The organism is Mesorhizobium sp. M0518, assembly GCF_040321125.1.
Taxonomy (GTDB): domain Bacteria; phylum Pseudomonadota; class Alphaproteobacteria; order Rhizobiales; family Rhizobiaceae; genus Mesorhizobium.
This window is the reverse complement of the sequence record NZ_JAMYQY010000015.1, coordinates 46,110-65,582: the sequence shown is the minus strand read 5'-3', so window position 1 is coordinate 65,582 and position 19,473 is coordinate 46,110. Positions and strand designations below refer to the sequence as shown.

At 63.2% G+C, this 19,473-nt stretch carries 18 protein-coding genes; 12 read left to right on the top strand and 6 right to left on the bottom strand.

The genetic code is table 11. From position 1 onward, the window contains the following. Window positions 1-16 precede the first annotated feature (16 nt). Both NKI66_RS21365 and NKI66_RS21360 read right to left on the bottom strand, forming a co-directional pair. Window positions 17-1,096: a siderophore-interacting protein gene (locus NKI66_RS21365; RefSeq protein ID WP_023809889.1), complete on the bottom strand. Its 1,080-nt coding sequence runs from the start codon at window positions 1,094-1,096 to the stop codon at window positions 17-19. A 122-nt stretch (window positions 1,097-1,218) separates the two neighbouring features. Next, window positions 1,219-2,103 carry a LysR family transcriptional regulator gene (locus tag NKI66_RS21360; protein ID WP_352721693.1) on the bottom strand — a complete coding sequence of 295 codons (885 nt, stop codon included), beginning with the start codon at window positions 2,101-2,103 and terminating at the stop codon, window positions 1,219-1,221. A 147-nt stretch (window positions 2,104-2,250) separates the two neighbouring features. Here NKI66_RS21360 and NKI66_RS21355 point away from each other — a divergent pair, with 147 nt between their 5' ends. Then, window positions 2,251-3,786: an MFS transporter gene (locus tag NKI66_RS21355; RefSeq protein WP_023809890.1), complete on the top strand. Its 1,536-nt coding sequence runs from the start codon at window positions 2,251-2,253 to the stop codon at window positions 3,784-3,786. A gap of 23 nt (window positions 3,787-3,809) precedes the next feature. Here the strand turns inward: NKI66_RS21355 and NKI66_RS21350 are convergent, their stop codons facing one another. Both NKI66_RS21350 and NKI66_RS21345 read right to left on the bottom strand, forming a co-directional pair. After that, window positions 3,810-4,586 carry an esterase family protein gene (locus NKI66_RS21350; protein ID WP_023809891.1) on the bottom strand — a complete coding sequence of 259 codons (777 nt, stop codon included), beginning with the start codon at window positions 4,584-4,586 and terminating at the stop codon, window positions 3,810-3,812. A 4-nt stretch (window positions 4,587-4,590) separates the two neighbouring features. Beyond that, window positions 4,591-5,757, bottom strand: coding sequence for an ATP-grasp domain-containing protein (locus tag NKI66_RS21345; RefSeq protein ID WP_023809892.1), 1,167 nt, complete (start codon window positions 5,755-5,757; stop codon window positions 4,591-4,593). A gap of 712 nt (window positions 5,758-6,469) precedes the next feature. Here NKI66_RS21345 and leuA point away from each other — a divergent pair. The 4 genes from leuA (at window position 6,470) to NKI66_RS21325 (ending at window position 11,839) form a co-directional block, all read left to right on the top strand. After that, window positions 6,470-8,146: a 2-isopropylmalate synthase gene (gene leuA / locus NKI66_RS21340; protein WP_023809894.1), complete on the top strand. Its 1,677-nt coding sequence runs from the start codon at window positions 6,470-6,472 to the stop codon at window positions 8,144-8,146. 184 nt (window positions 8,147-8,330) lie between these two features. Beyond that, complete coding sequence (locus NKI66_RS21335) at window positions 8,331-10,106, top strand: tetratricopeptide repeat protein (protein ID WP_352752904.1); 1,776 nt, start codon at window positions 8,331-8,333, stop codon at window positions 10,104-10,106. A gap of 198 nt (window positions 10,107-10,304) precedes the next feature. Next, window positions 10,305-11,108: an alpha/beta fold hydrolase gene (locus tag NKI66_RS21330; protein WP_023809896.1), complete on the top strand. Its 804-nt coding sequence runs from the start codon at window positions 10,305-10,307 to the stop codon at window positions 11,106-11,108. A 113-nt stretch (window positions 11,109-11,221) separates the two neighbouring features. Continuing rightward, window positions 11,222-11,839 (top strand): hypothetical protein, encoded by a 618-nt coding sequence (locus tag NKI66_RS21325; RefSeq protein WP_023809897.1) that lies wholly within the window; start codon window positions 11,222-11,224, stop codon window positions 11,837-11,839. On the opposite strand, the gene NKI66_RS21320 is transcribed toward NKI66_RS21325, so the two are convergent. Beyond that, window positions 11,823-12,752, bottom strand: coding sequence for a metallophosphoesterase family protein (locus tag NKI66_RS21320; RefSeq protein ID WP_023809898.1), 930 nt, complete (start codon window positions 12,750-12,752; stop codon window positions 11,823-11,825). The genes NKI66_RS21325 and NKI66_RS21320 overlap by 17 nt on opposite strands. 53 nt (window positions 12,753-12,805) lie before the next feature. Here NKI66_RS21320 and NKI66_RS21315 point away from each other — a divergent pair, with 53 nt between their 5' ends. After that, window positions 12,806-13,300 carry an NUDIX domain-containing protein gene (locus NKI66_RS21315; protein WP_023809899.1) on the top strand — a complete coding sequence of 165 codons (495 nt, stop codon included), beginning with the start codon at window positions 12,806-12,808 and terminating at the stop codon, window positions 13,298-13,300. Between the two features lies 1 nt (window position 13,301). Here the strand turns inward: NKI66_RS21315 and NKI66_RS21310 are convergent, their stop codons facing one another. Continuing rightward, complete coding sequence (locus NKI66_RS21310) at window positions 13,302-14,294, bottom strand: glutathione S-transferase family protein (protein WP_023809900.1); 993 nt, start codon at window positions 14,292-14,294, stop codon at window positions 13,302-13,304. Between the two features lie 275 nt (window positions 14,295-14,569). On the opposite strand from NKI66_RS21310, the gene NKI66_RS21305 reads away from it, so the two are divergent. The 6 genes from NKI66_RS21305 to NKI66_RS21280 all read left to right on the top strand — a co-directional run bounded on the left by NKI66_RS21305 (window position 14,570) and on the right by NKI66_RS21280 (window position 19,399). Continuing rightward, a complete protein-coding gene (locus NKI66_RS21305) occupies window positions 14,570-15,106 on the top strand; it encodes a GNAT family N-acetyltransferase (protein ID WP_023809901.1) in 537 nt (178 codons plus the stop codon). Window positions 15,107-15,167: 61 nt separating this feature from the next. Next, a complete protein-coding gene (locus NKI66_RS21300; protein WP_023809902.1) occupies window positions 15,168-15,929 on the top strand; it encodes a 3-hydroxyacyl-CoA dehydrogenase in 762 nt (253 codons plus the stop codon). 6 nt (window positions 15,930-15,935) lie between these two features. Then, window positions 15,936-17,111: a CaiB/BaiF CoA transferase family protein gene (locus NKI66_RS21295; RefSeq protein WP_023809903.1), complete on the top strand. Its 1,176-nt coding sequence runs from the start codon at window positions 15,936-15,938 to the stop codon at window positions 17,109-17,111. Window positions 17,112-17,142: 31 nt separating this feature from the next. Beyond that, on the top strand, window positions 17,143-17,922 hold the full coding sequence (locus NKI66_RS21290; protein WP_023809904.1) for a HugZ family pyridoxamine 5'-phosphate oxidase: 780 nt from the start codon (window positions 17,143-17,145) through the stop codon (window positions 17,920-17,922). A 152-nt stretch (window positions 17,923-18,074) separates the two neighbouring features. Next, a complete protein-coding gene (locus tag NKI66_RS21285) occupies window positions 18,075-18,419 on the top strand; it encodes an ArsR/SmtB family transcription factor (protein WP_023809905.1) in 345 nt (114 codons plus the stop codon). A gap of 164 nt (window positions 18,420-18,583) precedes the next feature. Then, window positions 18,584-19,399 (top strand): TrmH family RNA methyltransferase, encoded by an 816-nt coding sequence (locus tag NKI66_RS21280; protein ID WP_352721701.1) that lies wholly within the window; start codon window positions 18,584-18,586, stop codon window positions 19,397-19,399. The last annotated feature ends 74 nt before the right edge of the window (window positions 19,400-19,473 follow it).

Sequence of the window (19,473 nt, the reverse complement as noted above, 5' to 3'; positions counted from 1 at the left end):
GGTCATAAGCCGCGGATTATTCCTCGCCGCCCTCATCCTCGCTTTGCGCGTCGCGGCGCCAGTAGGCGGTGACCAGGTGCCGGTTGCGCGATAGGTTCCATTGCTTGCGCACGATCTTGCGGATCTCCCGGAAATCGCCGAATTCGCATCCGGCCCAGACATAAAGACCGTCGGCAAGCGCCATGTGGCTGCGCTCCCGCAAGGCGGCTGGCAACAGGCCGGCGGTGCCGGCCTCTCGGCCGTGCCGGTAGAGCCAGGTGATATCGACATTGTCCCCTTGCGCCAGCGCGATCCGGTCATCCGGGCCATCGACCTCGATCAGTGCCTCGGCGCGGGTTGACGCCGGCAAATGCTCCAAAATCCGGCCGATGGCTGGCAGTGCGGTGTCGTCGCCGAGCAGAAGCAAGGTCTGCGCCACCGGGGCGTCGCCGCCACCGGGTCCGATCATGCCGATCACGTCTCCTGCCTGTGCGCTTTGCGCGAAGGCGGCGGCGGGCGTCTCCTGGCCTGGATGCAACACGAAATCGACGTCGAGCCAACCGCTTGCGGCGTCCACCGCCCGGATCGTGTAGACCCGCACGGCAAGCGCATCGTCGCCAGAAGGCCAGACGATCAAGCCGTCAGCGCCCATCGTCGGCCAAACCAGCCGGCGGCCAGGCGGCGGCAGCAGCAGCCGCATGTGCAGGCCGCCATGGGTAAATCGGCCGAGATCCTTGCCGGCGAAGCGCAGGCGCTGCATGTGCGCCGATATCCGCGTTGACGACATCACCGCGATCTCGCGGAAGAAGACCGGCGTACCGGCGTCGCTGCCGTCACCTTGCCAATGGATGCCCTTGGTCGTGCCGAGATGTTCGGCGACATGGCCGGCGACCGTCATCTTCATGTAGGACAGGCAGGTTTCGTCTGTCGCCGCGACCCGGATCAGCACGCTTTCATCATCAAGCGTAGCGCTCAACGAGCCGTAGTAGAGGCGGAGCTCCCACTGGTCGGCAACGCCAGTGTCAATCTCGAATTCGCTGTGCTCTGCGCGCAGCCGGTCCATCACCAACCTGATCGCCGCGTCGCTGATCCGGGTTTGCGCGTTCAGTTGGTCCATCGCTCAGTCCTTCGCAACAATTCGGCAAGCGCCGCAGCGCCACCGCCGTCAGCGACATGCCACAGCCGCTGCGGCGTTTCCACATAAACTTGATTATAAAATTCATATTTAGCGATGAACGCCTACCGCGCAGCAAGCCGCTCGGGAAGAAAGTCGACGAAGACGCGCACCTTCGGCGACAAATGGCGATTGGAGGGCCACAGCATCCGGAACTGGCCACGGCCGTCGACATGACCGTCGAGGACGGTACGCAGCCTGTCTTCGTGCAGCGCCTCGCGCACCAGGAAATCCGGCATGCAGGCGATGCCGAGCCCGGCGAGCGTGGCGCCTTTCAACGCCTCCATGTTGTTGCATGTCAGCATCGAGCGTATCTGCGGTTCGGCGCTTCCGGTAGTGAACGGCCACTCCAGCAGCCTGCCGCTGTTCAGGAAGCGGAAGTTTATGCCGAAATGCCTGGTGAGATCAGCCGGCACGCTGGGGGCGCCATGGCGGTCGAGGTAGGAGGGCGCCGCGCACAGCAGCATGCGAAAGGGCGCAACGGGTCTCGACACAAGGCGCGAATCCGGCAGTTCGCCACTACGGATCGCGACATCGATGCCCTCGTCGATGACGTCGACGATCCGGTCGTTGAAATCGATGTCGAGCTCAATCTCGGGATAGCGGGCCATGAACTCCGACAGCACCGGCAGCAGCAGATGATAGGTGACGATCGGGGTGGATATGCGCAGCCGCCCACGCGGTGTTTCCCGTGTCCGCGACAGCATCGCCTCGGCATCGCCGATGTCGTCGAGGATCCGGCGCACCCGCTCGTTGAACAGCTTGCCCTCTTCCGTCAGGCCAATCCGCCGCGTGCTGCGCTGCAGGAGCCGCACGCCGAGCTCCTGTTCGAGCCGCGCGACGCTCTTGCCGACGGCGGAAGCCGAGATGCCGAGCGCCCGCCCTGCAGCGACGAAACTGCCGAATTCGGCGGTGCGGGCGAAGGCCAGGAGCCCGTTGAGACGATCCATCGTGTCATTCCATTCGAGCGTTTCAGTCCGATATACCAGGAGATATAACACCATTTTTCCTGAAATGCCGACGACCTATCTTGTCGTCACGACCGGATCCGCAAACGCGCGGCCGACCGGCGAGTGCTGTTTCAGATAGGGAAATCCATGACTTCTAGGACCACAACCGGCTCTGCCGAGAGATGGCTCGTGCTCTTGTCCGTTTGCCTTGCCGCGATGACGATGCCCTTGACCTTCACCGGTCCGGCCGTCGCTCTGTCGCGCATCGCGGCCGATCTCGGCGGCAGTCCGATCGAGCTCAACTGGGTGACAAACGCCTTCATGCTGACCTTCGGCGCCACCCTGATGGCGTCGGGCGCTCTGGCCGACAACCATGGCCGCAAGCGCCTCTTCCTCGTCGGCCTCTCCCTCTATGTCCTGGCGTCGCTGGGCGCGATGCTGGCGCCGGACATCATCTGGTTCGACATTTTCCGGGCCGCGCAGGGGATCGGCAGTGCGGCCGCCTTCGCTGGCGGCGCCTCGGCACTCGCCCAGGAACTCGAAGGGCCATTGCGGCTGCGCGCCTTCAGCTTTCTCGGCACCAGTTTCGGCATCGGCCTCGCCTTCGGCCCGATCGCGTCGGGCCTGCTTATCTCTGCATTCGGCTGGCGGTCGATCTTTATTCTGGTTGCAGCACTCGCGATTGCCGCCGCCATGCTCGGCCTGCGCACCATCAGGGAATCGCGAGATCCGGATGCGACTGGCCTCGACTGGGCGGGAGCCGGCACCTTCACGATCGCGCTGGCGTCGCTGACCTATGGCGTGCTCCAGGCCCCGCAGCGCGGCTGGGCCGATCCCCTTGTCGTCACCCTTCTGGCCGCTTCTGTCATCTGTTTTGTCGCCTTCGTCTTTGTCGAGCGGCGCGCACAACGGCCGATGCTTGACCTCACGCTGTTTGCCTATCCCCGCTTCGTCGGCGTCCAGTTTCTGGCTGCGGCACCCGCTTACGCCTTCGTCGTCCTGCTCGTCCTGTTGCCGATCCGCTTCATCGGCATCGAGGGCATGAGCGAGATCAAGGCCGGGCAATTGATGATCTGCCTATCAGGCCCGCTGCTGATCCTGCCGATGCTCGCCGGACAGCTGGCGCGCTGGATCGCGCCGGCCACGATCTGCGGCGTCGGCCTGCTTGTCGCTGCCGCCGGGCTTGTCTGGCTGAGCCTGACACCACCGGTCGATAGTGCGCTGGTGGCGCCGCTGATGCTGATCGGCGTCGGCATCGCCCTGCCCTGGGGATTGATGGACGGGCTTGCCGTCAGTGTCGTGCCGAGAGAGCGCGCCGGCATGGCGGTCGGCATCTTCAACACCACCCGCGTCGCCTGCGAGGGTGTGGCGCTCGCGATCGTCATGGCGACCCTTTCCGGCTTTACCGCCGCGCAGGTCGCCGCCGAGGAAACGGCATCTTCGACGGAGGCGGCGGCGGCAGCCCAGCTGCTGGTGACCGGCAATCTCGGCGAAGCAGCACAACATCTGCCCCAAGCCGGAGCCGCTGTTCTGGTCCAGGCCTACGAGACGGCGTTCGACAGGCTGCTGATCGTGCTGGCGGCAATCACCGTCATGACCGCCGTCGTCGTCTTCCTTGGCCTGCGTCGCGGATCGGCTTCAGGTGAAAGTGTCGACGTCCAGGCAGTGCCGCAGGAAGGGTAGCAGTCAGCGGACGGCCCCCGCTATCAATCGAGCCTGTGCATCAGGTCCTCATCCAGCCAGCGGCCGAAGAAATAGACCAGTTGCTTGTGCCACCACGGCCAGTCGTGGCTGACATCGCCACCCCAATAATCGACCCAGGCGGGAATGGACTTGTCGCGCAGGATTTGTTCCAACCTGCGCGTCTCGACCAGCATCCGCTCTTCCCATGCGCCCTGCCCGCAGCAGAAGATCAGCCTGAGCGCCTTCAGCCGGGTCAGCAGTTTGGGATCGACGATGCCGGGCAGATAGTCCAGCGGCGAGTTGTAGAAAATGTCGCCCTCGAGCGCTTTGCCGAAGAAGTCGCGCGCCGAATAGACGCCCGACAGCGCGATGACGCCGCTGGCAAGTTCGGGAAAGCGGAAGACGAAGTTCGACGAGTGATAGCCGCCCATCGAACAGCCCGAGAACAGCGGCTTCAGCTTGCGGCCGCCATTGGCCTGCTCGGCTGCGGACAGGAACTCCGGCAGCGCCTCCTCGCGCACATAGCGGAAATAGGCTTCGTGGCGGGCGATGCGATGGGCCGCGTCGGCATGCTTGTCGAAGAAGGATTCCGAATCGACGCCGTCGACCGTGAACAGCTGGATGCGGCCGGTGTCGATGAATTCGGCCAGTGCGCCCACCCCGCCGGAATCCTCGAACTGGTAGAACCGGCCCTGCGAGGTCGGAAACACCACCACCGGCCGGCCGGCATGGCCGTAGCGCTTGTATTCCATGTCGCGGCCGAGCTGGCTCGAGAAATTCTTGTGATAGGAGATGTCCATCGCCTCACGCCTTTTCCGCGTGGATATAGGCGACTGCCTCGCGCAACGCTGCTTCGTCCTTCGAGCGCATCTGATAGGCGTAATTTCCCATGGCGCGGCTGAAAACCTCTTCGATGGCCTGATGGTGGACGATCTTGTCGCGGTGCGCGGCTAGCACGTCCTCATGGCTGTGCAAATAGTGGAGGCGTCGCTTGCGGCTGGCATAGGCGGTGAAGTATTTGCCCTCGTAAGGGCCGCCGGCGGCATCTCTGACCACCATATCGGCCCATGCCGCATAGACGTCGACGTCGAACGTATAGTTGATCGCATCGGTCATCCAGGCGCCGGGCGGACGCATGTTGACCTCCAGCGCGATGACCCGGTCGTCCTTGGTCTCGAACAGCTCAATGTGGAAGAAGCGTTCGCGCACGTCGAACGCCTTCAGTATCTTGCGGCCGGCCTCCTCGATCGCCGGTCTAACCTTGGGAAAGCAGGTGTAGCTCATGTGGCGGTCCTTGTTGACCACCTCCATGATGCTCTGGTCATAGCGATGGCTGGCCGCCAGCACCACCTCGCCGTCGCGGTTGACCAGCCCGTCATAAGTCACCACCAGACCCTCGATGAACTGCTCCATGACGAAGGTCACGTCCTCGGGCTTGTCCCGGAAGAACTGGTCGAGTTCCTTGGCGTTGGAGATCTTGAAGGTGTTCGATGCGCCGGAACCGCTGTCGGGCTTGACCACCACCGGATAGCCGACGCGCCGGATGAAAGTCATGGCCCCGGCACGGTCGGAGCATTTGCGCTGCGCGATGGTGTCGACGCCACTCTTGCGGAAGAAGGCGCGCATGCGGCTCTTGCGCTTCAGATTCTTCACGAAATCGAGCTTGGTGCCGTAGATGTTGAAGTCGGAGCGGATGTTGGCTTCCAGCTCCAGCCAATGTTCATTGAGCGATTCGAAACGGTCGATGCGGCCCCATTTGTGGATGAAATGCCCCATCGCCCGGAACACCGGATCGTAGTCTTCCATGTCGGCGACACGGTAATATTCCGAAAGCGCCGCCTTCAGCTTGGCGTCGAGTGCGTCATAGGGTGCGTCGCCGATGCCGAGCACCCTGGCTCCGGCCTTCTTCAAACGGTCGCAGAAATCCGCGCCGTTGGCGGGAAAATGCGGGGAGAAGAACACGAAATTCATGGACAACCCCATCGCAACCCGTCGATGCCCAAGTCTGGCGCATTTGCAGCGCCTGGGGAAGGGCATGTGCGGTGGGGACAATATCCAGCAAAATCCGGCCAGCAAAGCCAAGGCACCGAACTCGGGTTCCCTCGCGGCCTTCGGCGCGTTGGCTGACGGAGCATCAAACGAAAAACCCGCCTGTGCGGCGGGTCACTGGCGCAGATCAGCACCATGGACGAATATGTACCGTAGCTGAGGTCACCCAGTCAAGAAAAAATTCCTATCGTGGAAAGCTGCCGGCACAAAGGCTGCCAACACTGCCGAACTCGCTGTCATCAGCATTACCCGCAATGCGGCCCCACTTGCCTCCCACAAGCCGCTCCTATATGAGATCAGCCATGAACACGCGCGCCACCAACGCTTCCCGTCCGACCGGTTTTTCCGGCGAGACCGTGCGCGCGCTGGCTTCGACCCTGCTTCTTCTCGGCCTTATCGGCGATCGCCGGGTTCGCTGAAGGAGCGCCCGGCGGTCGAACCGCCGCGCAAGCGCATGCTCCTTGGCAATCACATCAAGCGAACGAAATTCTGGTAAGGCGCCGCTCGCCATCAATCCACCTGAGGGTGGATCCATGAGCCGCCGGGAGAAAAGACGATGAACGCACGAGAAGAGATCCGTTCCGATGCCGCGGTAGCCGGCAAGGATGCGGAACGAAGCATCCAGAACAAGGGCATGTCCGACGCAGCCCGCAAATATCAGCCCTATCCGACCGTCGGCCTCACCGACCGCACATGGCCCTCGAAGGTCATCGACAAGGCGCCGATCTGGTGCTCGGTCGACCTGCGCGACGGCAACCAGGCGCTGATCGATCCGATGGGCCATGAGCGCAAGGCACGCATGTTCGGCCTGCTGCTCGACATGGGCTTCAAGGAGATCGAGATCGGCTTCCCGTCGGCCTCGCAGACCGATTTCGACTTTGCCCGCTGGTGCATCGAGGAAGGCAACGTGCCCGCCGATGTCTCGCTGCAGGTGCTGGTGCAGTGCCGGCCGGAGCTGATCACCCGCACCTTCGAGGCGCTGAAGGGCGCCACCAACCCGATCGTCCATTTCTACAATTCGACCAGCGAGCTGCAGCGTCGCGTCGTCTTCGAAAAGGACGTCGGCGGCATCAAGCGGATCGCCACCGACGCCGCCAAGATGATCACCGACATGGCGGCCAAGGCCGGCGGAGGCTTTCGCTTCGAGTATTCGCCGGAGAGCTTTACCGGCACCGAACTCGAAGTGGCGCTGGAGATCTGCAACGCCGTCACCGAGATCGTCAGGCCGACGGCGGACAACAAGCTGATCGTCAACCTGCCCTCGACGGTCGAGATGTCGACACCCAACATCTATGCCGACCGCATCGAGTGGATGTGCCGCAACCTCGACAACCGGGAGAACCTGCTGGTCTCGCTGCATCCGCACAATGACCGCGGCACCGGCATCGCCACCACCGAACTCGGCCTGATGGCCGGCGCCGACCGTGTCGAAGGCACGCTGTTCGGCAATGGCGAGCGCACCGGCAATGTCGACATCGTCACGCTGGCGCTGAACATGTACACGCAAGGTGTCGATCCGTTGATCGACTGCTCCGACATCAACCGGATGAAGGACGTCTACGAATATTCGAACCAGTTGAAGATCCCCGAGCGCCACCCCTATGTCGGCGAACTCGTCTACACCGCCTTTTCCGGTTCGCACCAGGATGCCATCAACAAGGGCATGAAGGCGCTGAAGAAGGCCAATACGAGCCTGTGGGAAGTGCCCTATCTGCCGATCGATCCGGCCGATGTCGGCCGCAGCTATGAAGCCATCATCCGCATCAACTCGCAGTCCGGCAAGGGTGGCATCGCTTATGTGCTGCAGGCCGATTACGGCCTCAACTTGCCGCGCAATCTGCAGATCGAATTTAGCCAGGAAATCCAGGCGATCACCGACGCCGAGGGCAAGGAAGTGCCGGCCAGGCGTATCTACGAGCGCTTTCTCGAGACCTATGTCGATCAGCCGGCCGCGCGGCTGAAATTCCTCGATCACCACACCTATCCCAGCACCGAAATCAAGGGCCGGCGCGTCGTCGAGGCGGTCATCCTGGACAATGGCAAGGAAGTGACGATCTCCGGCACAGGCACCGGTCCGATCGACGGCTTCGTCGATGCGCTGTCGCGCCATGTCGGCGTCGAGATGTCGGTGCTCGACTATTCCGAGCACTCGATGCAGCGCGGCTCGAACGCGTCAGCCATTTCGTATGTCGAGATGGAGTATCCCCAGGGCAAGCTGTTCGGCGCCGGCATCAACACCAACATCGTCGCCGCCTCACTGGAGGCGGTGATGTCTGCCGCGAACCGTATCGTCGGTAAAAAAGCCGGCTGACGCCCGACGGGAACAAAGATCGGAACCCTCCCAACCTGGTGAACGGTTCCGATCTTTCGGGCCATTAACCACCGCGGAATTATCCGGTGGGTACGTGATCGCATAACGGGGTGTATACTTGTGTGGTGGTGCGGGACCTATATGATCGCGCCTCAACCTGTGCCGACTTCGAGAGGATCGACACTTGCAGCATGCCACGCCTGCCGCCCCCGCAGTGCGCGAGACACTGGAGCGACTGCTTGCCAGCCAAACGTTCGGCCGATCCGAACGCGCGCGCAAGCTGCTGCGTTATCTTGTCGAACGTGAACAGGCCGGCGAAGCCGACAGGCTCAAGGGCTTTTCCATTGCCATGGATGTTTTCGGCAAGGACGGCGACTTCGATCCGTCCACCGATGCCGTGGTGCGTGTGCAGGCAGGCAGGCTGCGCGAGCTTCTGCAGCACTATTTTGCCAATGAGGGAATTGCCGAGCCGGTCCGCATCGCCATTCCGCGCGGCGGCTATGTTCCTGCCTATGAATTGAACGCGATCCGCCTGCCGGATATTGCCGAGGCTGTTCCCGAACTCAGGCTGGACGGCGTCGTATCCGCCGATCGGTCCAACGAAGCCGGCACGGGCATGCTGGACGCGATGTCTCTGGCTTCCGTACCGATTTCGCCTGCCCCCTCGGTGGCGCGCCATCTCCGCTTTTTCTGGATGGCGATCGCCTTGGTCATCGCCATGCTGGGCGTACTGATCCTTCGCCAGGGCAGCACTGCCTTGCTGGCAGGCGGCGACATCTCGGCAACGCCGGAGATCGCTGGCGCAAGCGCAAGCGTCACGGCATCGGCAAGGGCTGACGCCCTTCCGCAAGTCTATATCGGACTCAAGGCTGACGGCCCCGACGCCAGCCGTGTCGCCGCATCGCTGCGCGCCGGCCTGAGTGGCTTCGATACCATCGACTTCATCGGCCGCGACACCGTCGGCGATCCGGCTGACGACGCTGCGAGCTTCATATTCGACGTCCTGCCCGGACCGGACGCGGGCGACATCACGATCGAACTGCAAAGCATGGCGTCCGGACGGGTGCTTCTATCGCGCAATCTCACCCCCGCCGACAGCGCACCTGCCGCGGTCGAAGACCGTATCGCCGACATGCTGAGCTCGGCACTCCCCGCCTCCGGCACCATCTACAACTATATCGAGCAGACCGGCACGCCAAACGGCCTGACGCAATGTCTGCTGCTCAACGGCAAATATTATCTCGACCAGAACGCCAGGACCCATGAGGCAGCCTACCGTTGCCTCGAGAAGCTGGCCAATGGTGGAACCAAGTCCTCGCTCGTCTATTCGGAACTTGCTTCCCTGCATCTCGAGGCGGTGTCCGATCATTACGCCTATCCGCCCAATGCGACGATTGAGACAGCCGTCGAGTTTGCCCATCGCGGCGTGCAGATGGGTCCGACCAGCCCTTATGCGCATCGCTCCTACGGCTATGTCAGTTCGCGCCTCGGCAATACGGACGAAGCGATCCGCTGGATGCGCAAGGCCTATGAACTCAACCCCTACGACCTCGGCATGGCCGCCGCTTACGGCTACGGGCTGATCTTCGCCGGACGATATGCCGAGGGAACGCCGATCCTCAATCATGCGGCGGAGACCTTCAGCGGGCACCCGACATGGTGGGACTACGGGCTGTTCGTTGGTGAGTTCATGCTCGGCGACATGAACAAGGCGGTCGCGGCCAGCATGGCACTGAGAACGACGGCAACGAAATCACACTATCTGGCGGCGCGGCTGGTCGGCGCCAAGGCTGCCGGACAGGACCATCTGGTGAGCACGCTGCTGAAACAGCTGACCACCGAGTTCCCCAAATTTGCCGCCGATCCACGGGCGACTTTCGTCGAGCGGAAATATCCGGCCGACCTGACCGACCGGCTGGTCCAGGCACTCCGCGCTGCCGGGCTCGGCAGCCCAAGCTGACACCATCGACGTCCGCGCACTGGCTGCGCCGCGTCCCGATGGATTTCCTGCGCTCCGATCGCCGATTGCCGATTGGTGGCCAAGTTCTGTACACAACCGTACAAATCGCGAAAATTTTACTGGTCATCACGTTGGACTAGGAGCAATTCAGCCATCATTGGTGTCGCGCATTCTGCAATAACAAAAAAATCAGCTTTCATGACCGCATCACTTTTTGCCGCCGAAGAGGGTGTTGGCTCGAAGGCCATCGTCCTGCTGCACGGTTTCGGCGGCTGCCATGATGTATGGCGCGAGGTGATTTCCGCCCTGACGCCTTCCACGCATACGCTGGCCTATGATCTGCCTGGGTATGGGATGTCGCTCGATTTTCCCGCCGCCGGTCCGGCCAGGGTGGCGGCCAAGGCCGTGCTCGCCGATCTCTCTGAGCGTCGCCTGAAGCGCGTTCATCTCGTGGGCCACTCGATGGGCGGTGCCGTGGCGGCGCTGATGGCGCTGGCCGAGCCTGAAAAGATAGCCTCGCTGACGCTTCTGGCGCCGGGCGGCCTTGGCCCCGAAATCAATGGACCGCTATTGCGCCGCTATGCCGAAGCCTCGGATCGGTCCGAGATCCGCTCCTGCCTCGCCGTCATGTCGGGACCTTCAGCCCCGCCACTCGAACATATGGTGGACACCCTTTGGGAAATGCGCAGGCGACCCGGCCAACTCGAAAAGCTGGTCGAGATCGCAGCCGCCATGACCGTGGACGGTCGGCAAGGCGTCATCCCGCACGATCGCCTCGATGGACTGAACATGCCAGTGATGGTGGCATGGGGAACCAACGATGCGGTGCTGCCCTTTACCCAGGCGGATGACCTGCCGGCGCATTTTCACGTGCACCACGTGCTGGAGGCCGGCCATATGCTGGCTGAGGAAGCCCCCGGCCTTGTTGCCGAGATCATTCGCCGCAACACCAATCGTCGCGCCAGGCCACATCGCCAGAAATTCGCCGCAGCAGCCAGCTGACCTTTTTCGCACGACAACCTTCCTGGGCACCCCGGGGGCCGTCGATCTCGCCAGTGCATTTTGCCGGCGGCTGTGTTAACCCGGTGTTAACCAAACCCACGAGGCAGACGCCGATGAAGGAAGCAGGCGAGAAGACCATCGACCAGTCCAAGAAACTGTCCGATGCCATCCGTGATGTCAAAAATGCCTTCGCCGACCGCGACGACGTCGTCGTCGACATGCGCGAGGCGCATCGCATGCGCCTCGATCTGCTCGCCGCCGAACTGGCACCGGTTTTTGCCGATGTTCCGGCCGACATGGACAATTTCGACTTTGTCGTCTCGTCCGGCTTGCAGCCGCGCTTGTGGATCGACGCCATCAGTCATGTCGCCATGGGGCGCGACCGCCGGACCTATCGCTTCCTCAAGGACACCCGTATCGGCCGGGTGGTGCTTGCCGAATCCACCGAGATGAAGCCGGTTGCCCATTCCGTGACACGCTATGTCGCGGAGCGCATTGTCGAGCGTCAGAGGATGCTGGAAGGCGGCGTCGAACCGGCCGTCGCCGGCATGAAACGTGCCTATGTGCCGGAAGCCGAACCGCCGCTGCGCGCGACGGCGCGCGGCAAACGCTGGTCGGCCTTTCTGTCCGGGCTTGGCCTTGTGGCTGCCGGTGCCCTGGTCGGTCTTCTCGTGTCCATCGTCCTGTTCTGGGACCGCATCGTCGCCATGGTAGTCAGCTTGCGGCCATAGCGGCGCCAGTCACGGCACCGAGTTCCAGCGTCTGCAGATCGGATGGCGGCATGGACGGCCCGGTCAGGCCGCGCCGCGTCAGCCGGATCCGCCAGTTGCCCGTCTCGCCGTCAATGTCGAACAGATTGTACTGCGCCGCCGGGTTCTTGCCGCCCGGCGCCTGGCCGGCGGCGGCGACGCCGACCGCTGGAATCCTGACGCCGCGACCGCCGATGAAGAACAGCGACGGCAGATGTGAATGGCCGTGCAGGACAAGGTCGGCGCCGTGGCGGCGAATGATCTTGTTGAAGCGGGCAATGCCGAACAGCCGCTTGTGCTGCGGGACCGCGCCGCGCACCGGCGGATGATGGATCATGATGGCGCGGAACAGCCCCTGTCCGGCGGTATCCCCGAGGATTTTGCCGAGCCGCTTCGCTTGGCCTTCCATGAAGAAACCATTGGCCATGAAGGGTGCCGTGGCGCGCGCTGTCGAGACACCGATCAGCGCGACGTTGCCGCGCACGCGCAGATAGGGAAATGCGTTACGATCGACCGGCGTGTTGACGCCGTCGCCGCTCATCCACGCCGCCCAGGATCGGCAGACCTTGTCGAAGGCGCCTGGCACATAGGCGTCGTGGTTGCCCGGAACGACCGAAACATCATGCGCCGGCCCCAGCGTCTCCAACCAGTGCCTGGCCATCTCGATCTCGCCGTCGAGCGCCAGATTGACCAGGTCGCCGGTGACGGCGAGGTGGTCAGGCGTGTTCGCCTTGATGTCGGCGACGATCGTGTCAATCACCGCATCATGCATATGGCGGCGGCGGTTGCGCTGCCAGTTGACATAGCCGAGCACGCGCTTGGAGGCGAGATCGCGATAGGATACATCGGGGAGCGGCCCCAGATGGACATCGGAAATATGCGCGAGCCTGAACATACAACCTTCATAGGCGACCCGCGCGCGGCTTTCCACCCACGGTTTCGCTATCAATGACGAGCCCTGAAGATGCCTTCCGCCAGACCGGCTGGCCAGGTTTGAGGGCCAGGCTGTTCCATCTCTATTTCGTGCTGCGGAGGCCGATGACGCTTGGCGTGCGCGGCTTGATCCACGACAGGGCGTCCAGGTCCGTCTTCCTTATTCGCCATACCTATGTACCGGGCTGGCAGCTTCCCGGCGGCGGCGTCGAAGTCGGCGAGACGATGAACGAGGCACTGGCCCGTGAACTGGCCGAGGAAGGCAACATCGCTCTCACCGCCCCGCCGGTGCTCAAATCGATGCATTTCAACCGCCGCTCCAGCCGCCGCGACCATGTCGGCTTTTATTTGCTCGAGCATTTCAGCCAGACGGCGCCGAAGCTGCCGGACCACGAAATCGCCGAAGCCGGCTTCTTCCCGCTCGACGGCTTGCCGCAGGGCACGACGCCGGCGACGCTGCGCCGGATCGCCGAGGTTTTTGACGGCGAGCAGCCCTCGCCCTACTGGTAGATCAGGCTGCCGCTTTCTCGAAGCGCGCCCGGTCATGCCGTGCGGCATAATCCAGATCCGGTCCGACAGGCACGATCCGCGTCGGATTGATTGTCTGGTGGCTGCCGTAATAATGCGCCTTGATATGATGCAGATTCACCGTCCCGGCCACATCAGGCACCTGATAGAGATCGCGCAGATAGTTGGACAGGTTCGGGTAGTCGGCGATACGGCGCAGATTGCATTTGAAATGGCCGACATAGACCGGATCGAAGCGCACCAGCGTGGTGAACAGCCGCCAGTCGGCTTCGGTGATACGATCGCCGACGAGATAGCGCTGCTTCGACAGCCGCTCCTCCAGCGTATCCAGCGCTGTGAACAATTCACCGAACGCCTCTTCATAGGCACGTTGCGTGGTGGCGAAGCCGGCGCGATAGACGCCGTTGTTGACCGCGGGATAGACCAGCGCATTGATCCGATCGATCTCGCCGCGCAACGCCTTCGGATAGAAATCGAGGCTGGCGTCGCCCCATTCGTCGAAGGCTGAATTCAGCATGCGGATGATTTCGGAAGACTCATTGGAGACGATGGTCTGCTCCTTTTTGTCCCACAGCACCGGCACCGTCACCCGGCCCGAATAGGCGGGATCGGCCTTGGCATAGATCTGGTGCAGGAAGTCGAGGCCGTAAAGCGTGTCGCCCGTGGCGCCGTCCTCAGCCACGAACGTCCAGCCGTTGGCGCCCATGAAATGATGCACCACCGACACCGATATGACGCCTTCCAGCTTCTTCAGCGCGCGAAAGATCAACGTCCGGTGGGCCCACGGACAGGCAAGCGAGACATAGAGGTGATAGCGGCCGGGCTCGGCCTTGAAACCGCGCGTCCGGCCTTCAGCCGGCTTGCCGTCAACAGTGATCCAGTCGCGCCATTGCGACTGCGTCCGCACGAAGCTGCCACCATTGTCCGCCGTATCATACCAGCGATCCTGCCATCTTCCTTCAACCAGCAATCCCATGCAAATCTCCTTGCGTCCTGTTGGTTGATGTAGGCACAAGGCTGCCCTGTCGAAGACGTCAGGTGCTGAACAGACCGTCACTTGGCAGAAATGACGGACAAAAACGGCCGATTGCAGCGGCGGGAAATTGATGCTAGCGCACAATCCGCATGTTCGACTTTGCTTTGATCCGGTTTGACCGACGACGAAAGGGCGCCCGCGCTTGATGAAGCGCTGACTGGCGAATGCTGCCGTTTGCAGCAAACCTCTCCTCCTTGTATCGGACCGCAACGACCATGAGCCTTGCCGACGTGAAATACCTGCCGGAAACCCCGGCGCACGACCCCGAGATCGAAGCCATCAACGACGAAGCCTTCGGGCCCGGCCGCTTTGTGCTGGCCGCTTACAAGATCCGTGAAGCCGGAGGGCACGAGCGCTCGCTGTCCTTTGTCGCCGTCGACGGCGACCTTGTCGTCGCCTCGGTGCGCATGACCCGCATCGCCGCCGGCGCCGGCCGCGCATTGATGCTCGGGCCGCTCGCGGTGCGGCCGGCCTTCAAGAATCTCGGCATCGGCCGCCGGCTGGTGGCGATCGCGCTGGAGGCCGCCGCCCGGGCCGGCGCACCTGCCGTAATGCTGGTCGGTGACGAGCCCTATTACGGGCCGCTCGGTTTCAAGCGGATTCCGCGCGGCCAGATTTCGATGCCGCGCCCCGTCGATCTCGACCGGCTGCTGTCGCACGAGATCGCGCCGGGCGCGGTAGCCAGGCTCTTGGGCGAGGTCGGCCACGCCGATCAGGCCAGGGTGGCCGATCCTACCGCGGCGATGGCTTGACCTTTCCCTTCGATCTGGCGCCTGATCCATCCCACTGTTCCCGAGATCAAAGGATGACGCCATGAACCCGAACGGCCAGATCGCGATCGTCACCGGCGGCGGCTCCGGCCTTGGCGAGGCAACGGCGCGCGCGCTGGCGGCCAAGGGCGCCCGCGTCGCCATCTTCGATGTCGGTATCGATCGCGCGGCCAAGGTCGCGGCCGAGATCGGCGGTATAGCCGTCCAGTGCGACGTCAGCAGCGCCGACAGCGGGACCGCTGCCCTCGCCGACGTTACGGCCAAGCTTGGCCAGCCACGGATCCTGGTCAACTGCGCCGGCATCGCCATCGGCGTGAAGACGATCGGCAAGGATGGTCCCCACCCCCTTGATCAGTATCGCAAGGTGATCGAGGTCAATCTGATCGGCACGTTCAACATGATCCGCCTCGTTGCCGAGCGCGCGTCGAAGCTCGAGCCGCTGCAGTGCGGCGAGCGCGGCGTCATCGTCAACACCGCTTCGGTTGCCGCTTATGATGGCCAGATCGGTCAGGCCGCCTATGCGGCTTCCAAGGGCGGCGTCGTCGGCATGACGCTGCCGGTGGCGCGCGATCTTGCCCGTTCCGGCATCCGCGTCTGCACCATCGCGCCCGGCATCTTCAAGACGCCGATGATGGCCGGCATGCCGCAAGAGGTGCAGGATTCGCTGGGCGCCGCCGTGCCTTTCCCGTCGCGCCTGGGCGAACCGTCCGAATACGCCGCGCTCGCCCTGCACATCGTCGAGAACCAGATGCTGAACGGCGAGACCATTCGTCTCGACGGCGCCATTCGCATGGCGCCGAAATAGAAGGTCATGAGCGCCGGCCTGTCCGCTGCCGCTAAAACCGGGCCGCTGGCCGGGCTGAAGGTGATCGAGATGGCCGGGCTCGGCCCGGTGCCGCTGGCCGGCCTGATGCTGTCGGAGATGGGCGCGCAAGTGTTGCGCATCGAACGGGCGGGGACGAGCCAGTTCCTGTCGCTGCCGGATGAGTACAACATCGACCGCCATGGCCGCGCCGTCCTGCGCCTCGACCTGAAGCGCCGTGAAGGCACCGATCTGTTGCTGCGCCTTGCCGAAAAGGCGGACATGTTGCTCGAAAGCTTTCGCCCGGGCGTCATGGAGCGGCTCGGCCTCGGCCCGGAAGCGGTGCTGGCGCGTAACCCCGCGCTGATCTACGGCCGTATGACCGGCTTCGGCCAGGACGGCCCGCTCGCCGGCCGCGCCGGCCACGACATCACCTACCTCGCCTATAGCGGCGTGCTGCACGCCATCGGCCATGCCGACGGCCGTCCGGTCCCGCCGCTCAACCTTGTCGCCGACTATGGCGGTGGCGCCATGATGCTGATGGCCGGCGTGCTGGCCGCCCTATTCCAACGTTCGCGCACCGGCAAGGGTGAAGTCATCGACGCCGCGATGGTCGACGGTGCCTCGATGCTGGCGGTGCCCCTGCACGCCTTGATGGCGGCCGGCTTGTGGAGCGACAAGCGCGGCGCGAACCTGCTCGATTCCGGCGCCCCGTTCTACGATACCTATGAGACGTCGGACGGACGCCATATCGCCATCGGCTGTCTCGAGCCGCAATTCTTCGCCGAATTCGCCAGGCTGCTGCCGCTCGACGAGCGCTTTGCGTCCGGCCAGTACGACAAGGCCCTGTGGCCGCCGATGCGCGCCGCCATTGCCGATCGGATCCGGCAGAAACCACGCGACGACTGGGACCTTCTGTTCACGCAAACCGATGCCTGCGTTGCACCCGTCCTGTCGCTGCAAGAGGCGAAGCACCACCCGCACAATCGGGCACGCAACGCCTCTGTGACGACAGGTGCATTTGAGCGCCCGGCCCCCGCGCCGCGTTTCTCGAGCTCGCAACCGACATTGGCCCCTATGCCAGGCAATGAGGATGTGTCGCCATCGGAAATTCTGGCACGTTTCGGCTTTGCGAAAGCCGAGATCGACGACCTTGTCAAATCCAGCTTGCTGACCGATAACTAGAGAAGAAAGATCAACTTACTGTGGTGCTGCCTTGGACGAGCCGAAAAAGGACGTGATCCGCGAGACGGACGCCGAAGCGATCCGGCTGGCGAAGACGCTTCTGCGCAGCGCCCGCTTTGGCGCCCTGGCGGTGATCGAACCGCAAACCGGCTCGCCGCTGGCCAGCAGGGTCGGCGTGGCCACCGACATCGACGGCGCGCCGCTGATCCTGGTTTCGATGCTTTCGGCGCACACCGGCGCTCTGCTTGCCGATCCGCGCTGTTCCCTGTTGCTCGGCGAACCGGGCAAGGGCGACCCGCTGGCGCACCCGCGCCTGACATTGATCTGCCAGGCGGCACGGCTTGAGCGCGGATCAGCCGAACACGCCCGCACCGAGCGCCGTTATCTCAATCACAATCCCAGGGCGAATCTTTACGCCGGTCTCGGCGACTTTTCGATCTTTCGCCTCGGTCCGCAACGCGCCAGCCTCAACGGCGGCTTCGGCAAGGCCTATCAGCTCGATCGATCGGATTTGCTCGCCAGCGGACCGGTCGTCGAGGAACTCGCGGCGCGCGAACAATCCGCCATCGACCACATGAACGCCGACCATCTCGACGCAATCGCCGTTTACGCACAGCATTTCGCCAAAGCGTCCGGAAACGGCTGGCGTGTTGCCGGATTCGATGCCGATGGCATGGATCTGGTGTCGGGCGACGATGTTTGCCGGGTCTTTTACCCACACCCTTTGGCGGCGGCAGGCGAATTGCGGCACGTTCTGGTCGATATGGCCAAGGCCGGCCGAGCCATGGCCGACGCCGGGACTGAGACTTAATTATGCTGGATCAAAAGCAACACTTGAGATTTAAGTGAAATGCTCTACCTTTTGGTGACGCTGAATCGCCAGCGCCGATCGACAAGTGAATTTATGGAATCAGACGCCATTGCCCCCATGGCGTCGGGATGAACAGGAAGCATGGGGGATCGATGGTCTCGACAAAGCTAATCGTGAACGCCGAATCGGCGGCAGAGTTTCTCATGCTGATGGGCAATGAGAAGCGACTGTTGATCATGAGCTATCTCGCCGAAGGTGAAATGTCGGTTGGAGCCATTGCTGAGAAGGTGATGCTCAGCCAATCCGCCCTGTCCCAGCACCTCGCCAAGTTGCGGGCGCTCGACCTGGTCGAGACCCGCCGCGACCGGCAGATGATCTACTACTCCTGCAAATCCGACGCCGTGCGAGAACTGCTTGTCATGCTGGACGGCATTTTCGGCAGCGGCAAGGATGACCTGTCCCAGATGGCGCACCGTTTGCGCCGTGCTGGAACCTGACCACATAGCGCCGATCTCGCCGGTGATTTCAGAGCGACATGCGCCCATCCGGGGCGTACAGAGCTGGCTGATTGTCCCGAATTGTCGCATCGTGCTTTCCAAACAAGGTGAGCGCCGGGAAGCGGTCCGGATTTTCGGGCCGATGCGACGGTCGCGAGGAATGCATGGATCCCATTCGCATCGACGACCCGCAAGATCCGCGCGTCGCTGCCTATCTCGACATTCGCGAGCGTGACCTCGCCGGCCGGCAAGGCCGCTTCGTCGCCGAAGGCAAGGTGGTGCTCGACCTGCTGCTCTCGACCGGGCGCTTTGCCGCCGAATCGATCCTGGTCCTGGAAAACCGGCTGGCAGGTCTCGACAACATCCTGAGCAAGGCGCCCGCCGACCTCCCGGTCTATGTCGCCACCAGCGCGGTGATGGACGCTATCGCCGGATTTCATATGCATCGCGGAATCCTGGCCATTGGCCGCAAGGGAGAGCCGCAGCCGGCCGAAGACCTGCTCGATGGCTTGCCGCCTCGGGCGCTCGTCGTAGTGCTCGTCGGTATCGCCAACCATGACAATGTGGGCTCGATCTTCCGCAATGCCGCCGCCTTTGGCGCTGACGCTGTTCTGCTGGATGCGACATGCTGCGACCCGCTCTATCGCAAGGCGATCCGCGTTTCGGTCGGCGCCGCGCTCAAGATCCCCTTCGCATCGTTCTCCGATACCGCCGGCTTCACAACGATGCTCGCCCGACGTGGCTTCGAACAATTCGCGCTGTCGCCACGCGGGAAGACCGACATCCGCGATGCGCAGCGCAGTAAGCGCCTGGCGCTCTATCTCGGCACCGAGGGCGAAGGCTTGCCGGACAACCTGCTCGCAAGCCTGCGCAACGTGCGGATTACCATGGCGGAAGGCTTCGACAGCCTGAATGTCGCCGCGGCTTCAGCCATCGCGCTGCATCATTTTTCGGCTAGAGCAATTCTAGGAAAAGTGTGAAGCGGTTTTCCGTCCAGAATTGCGTCAAAGCAAAGAGTTCGGGCATTTCGCCGTTTCCGTGAAACGGTGAAATA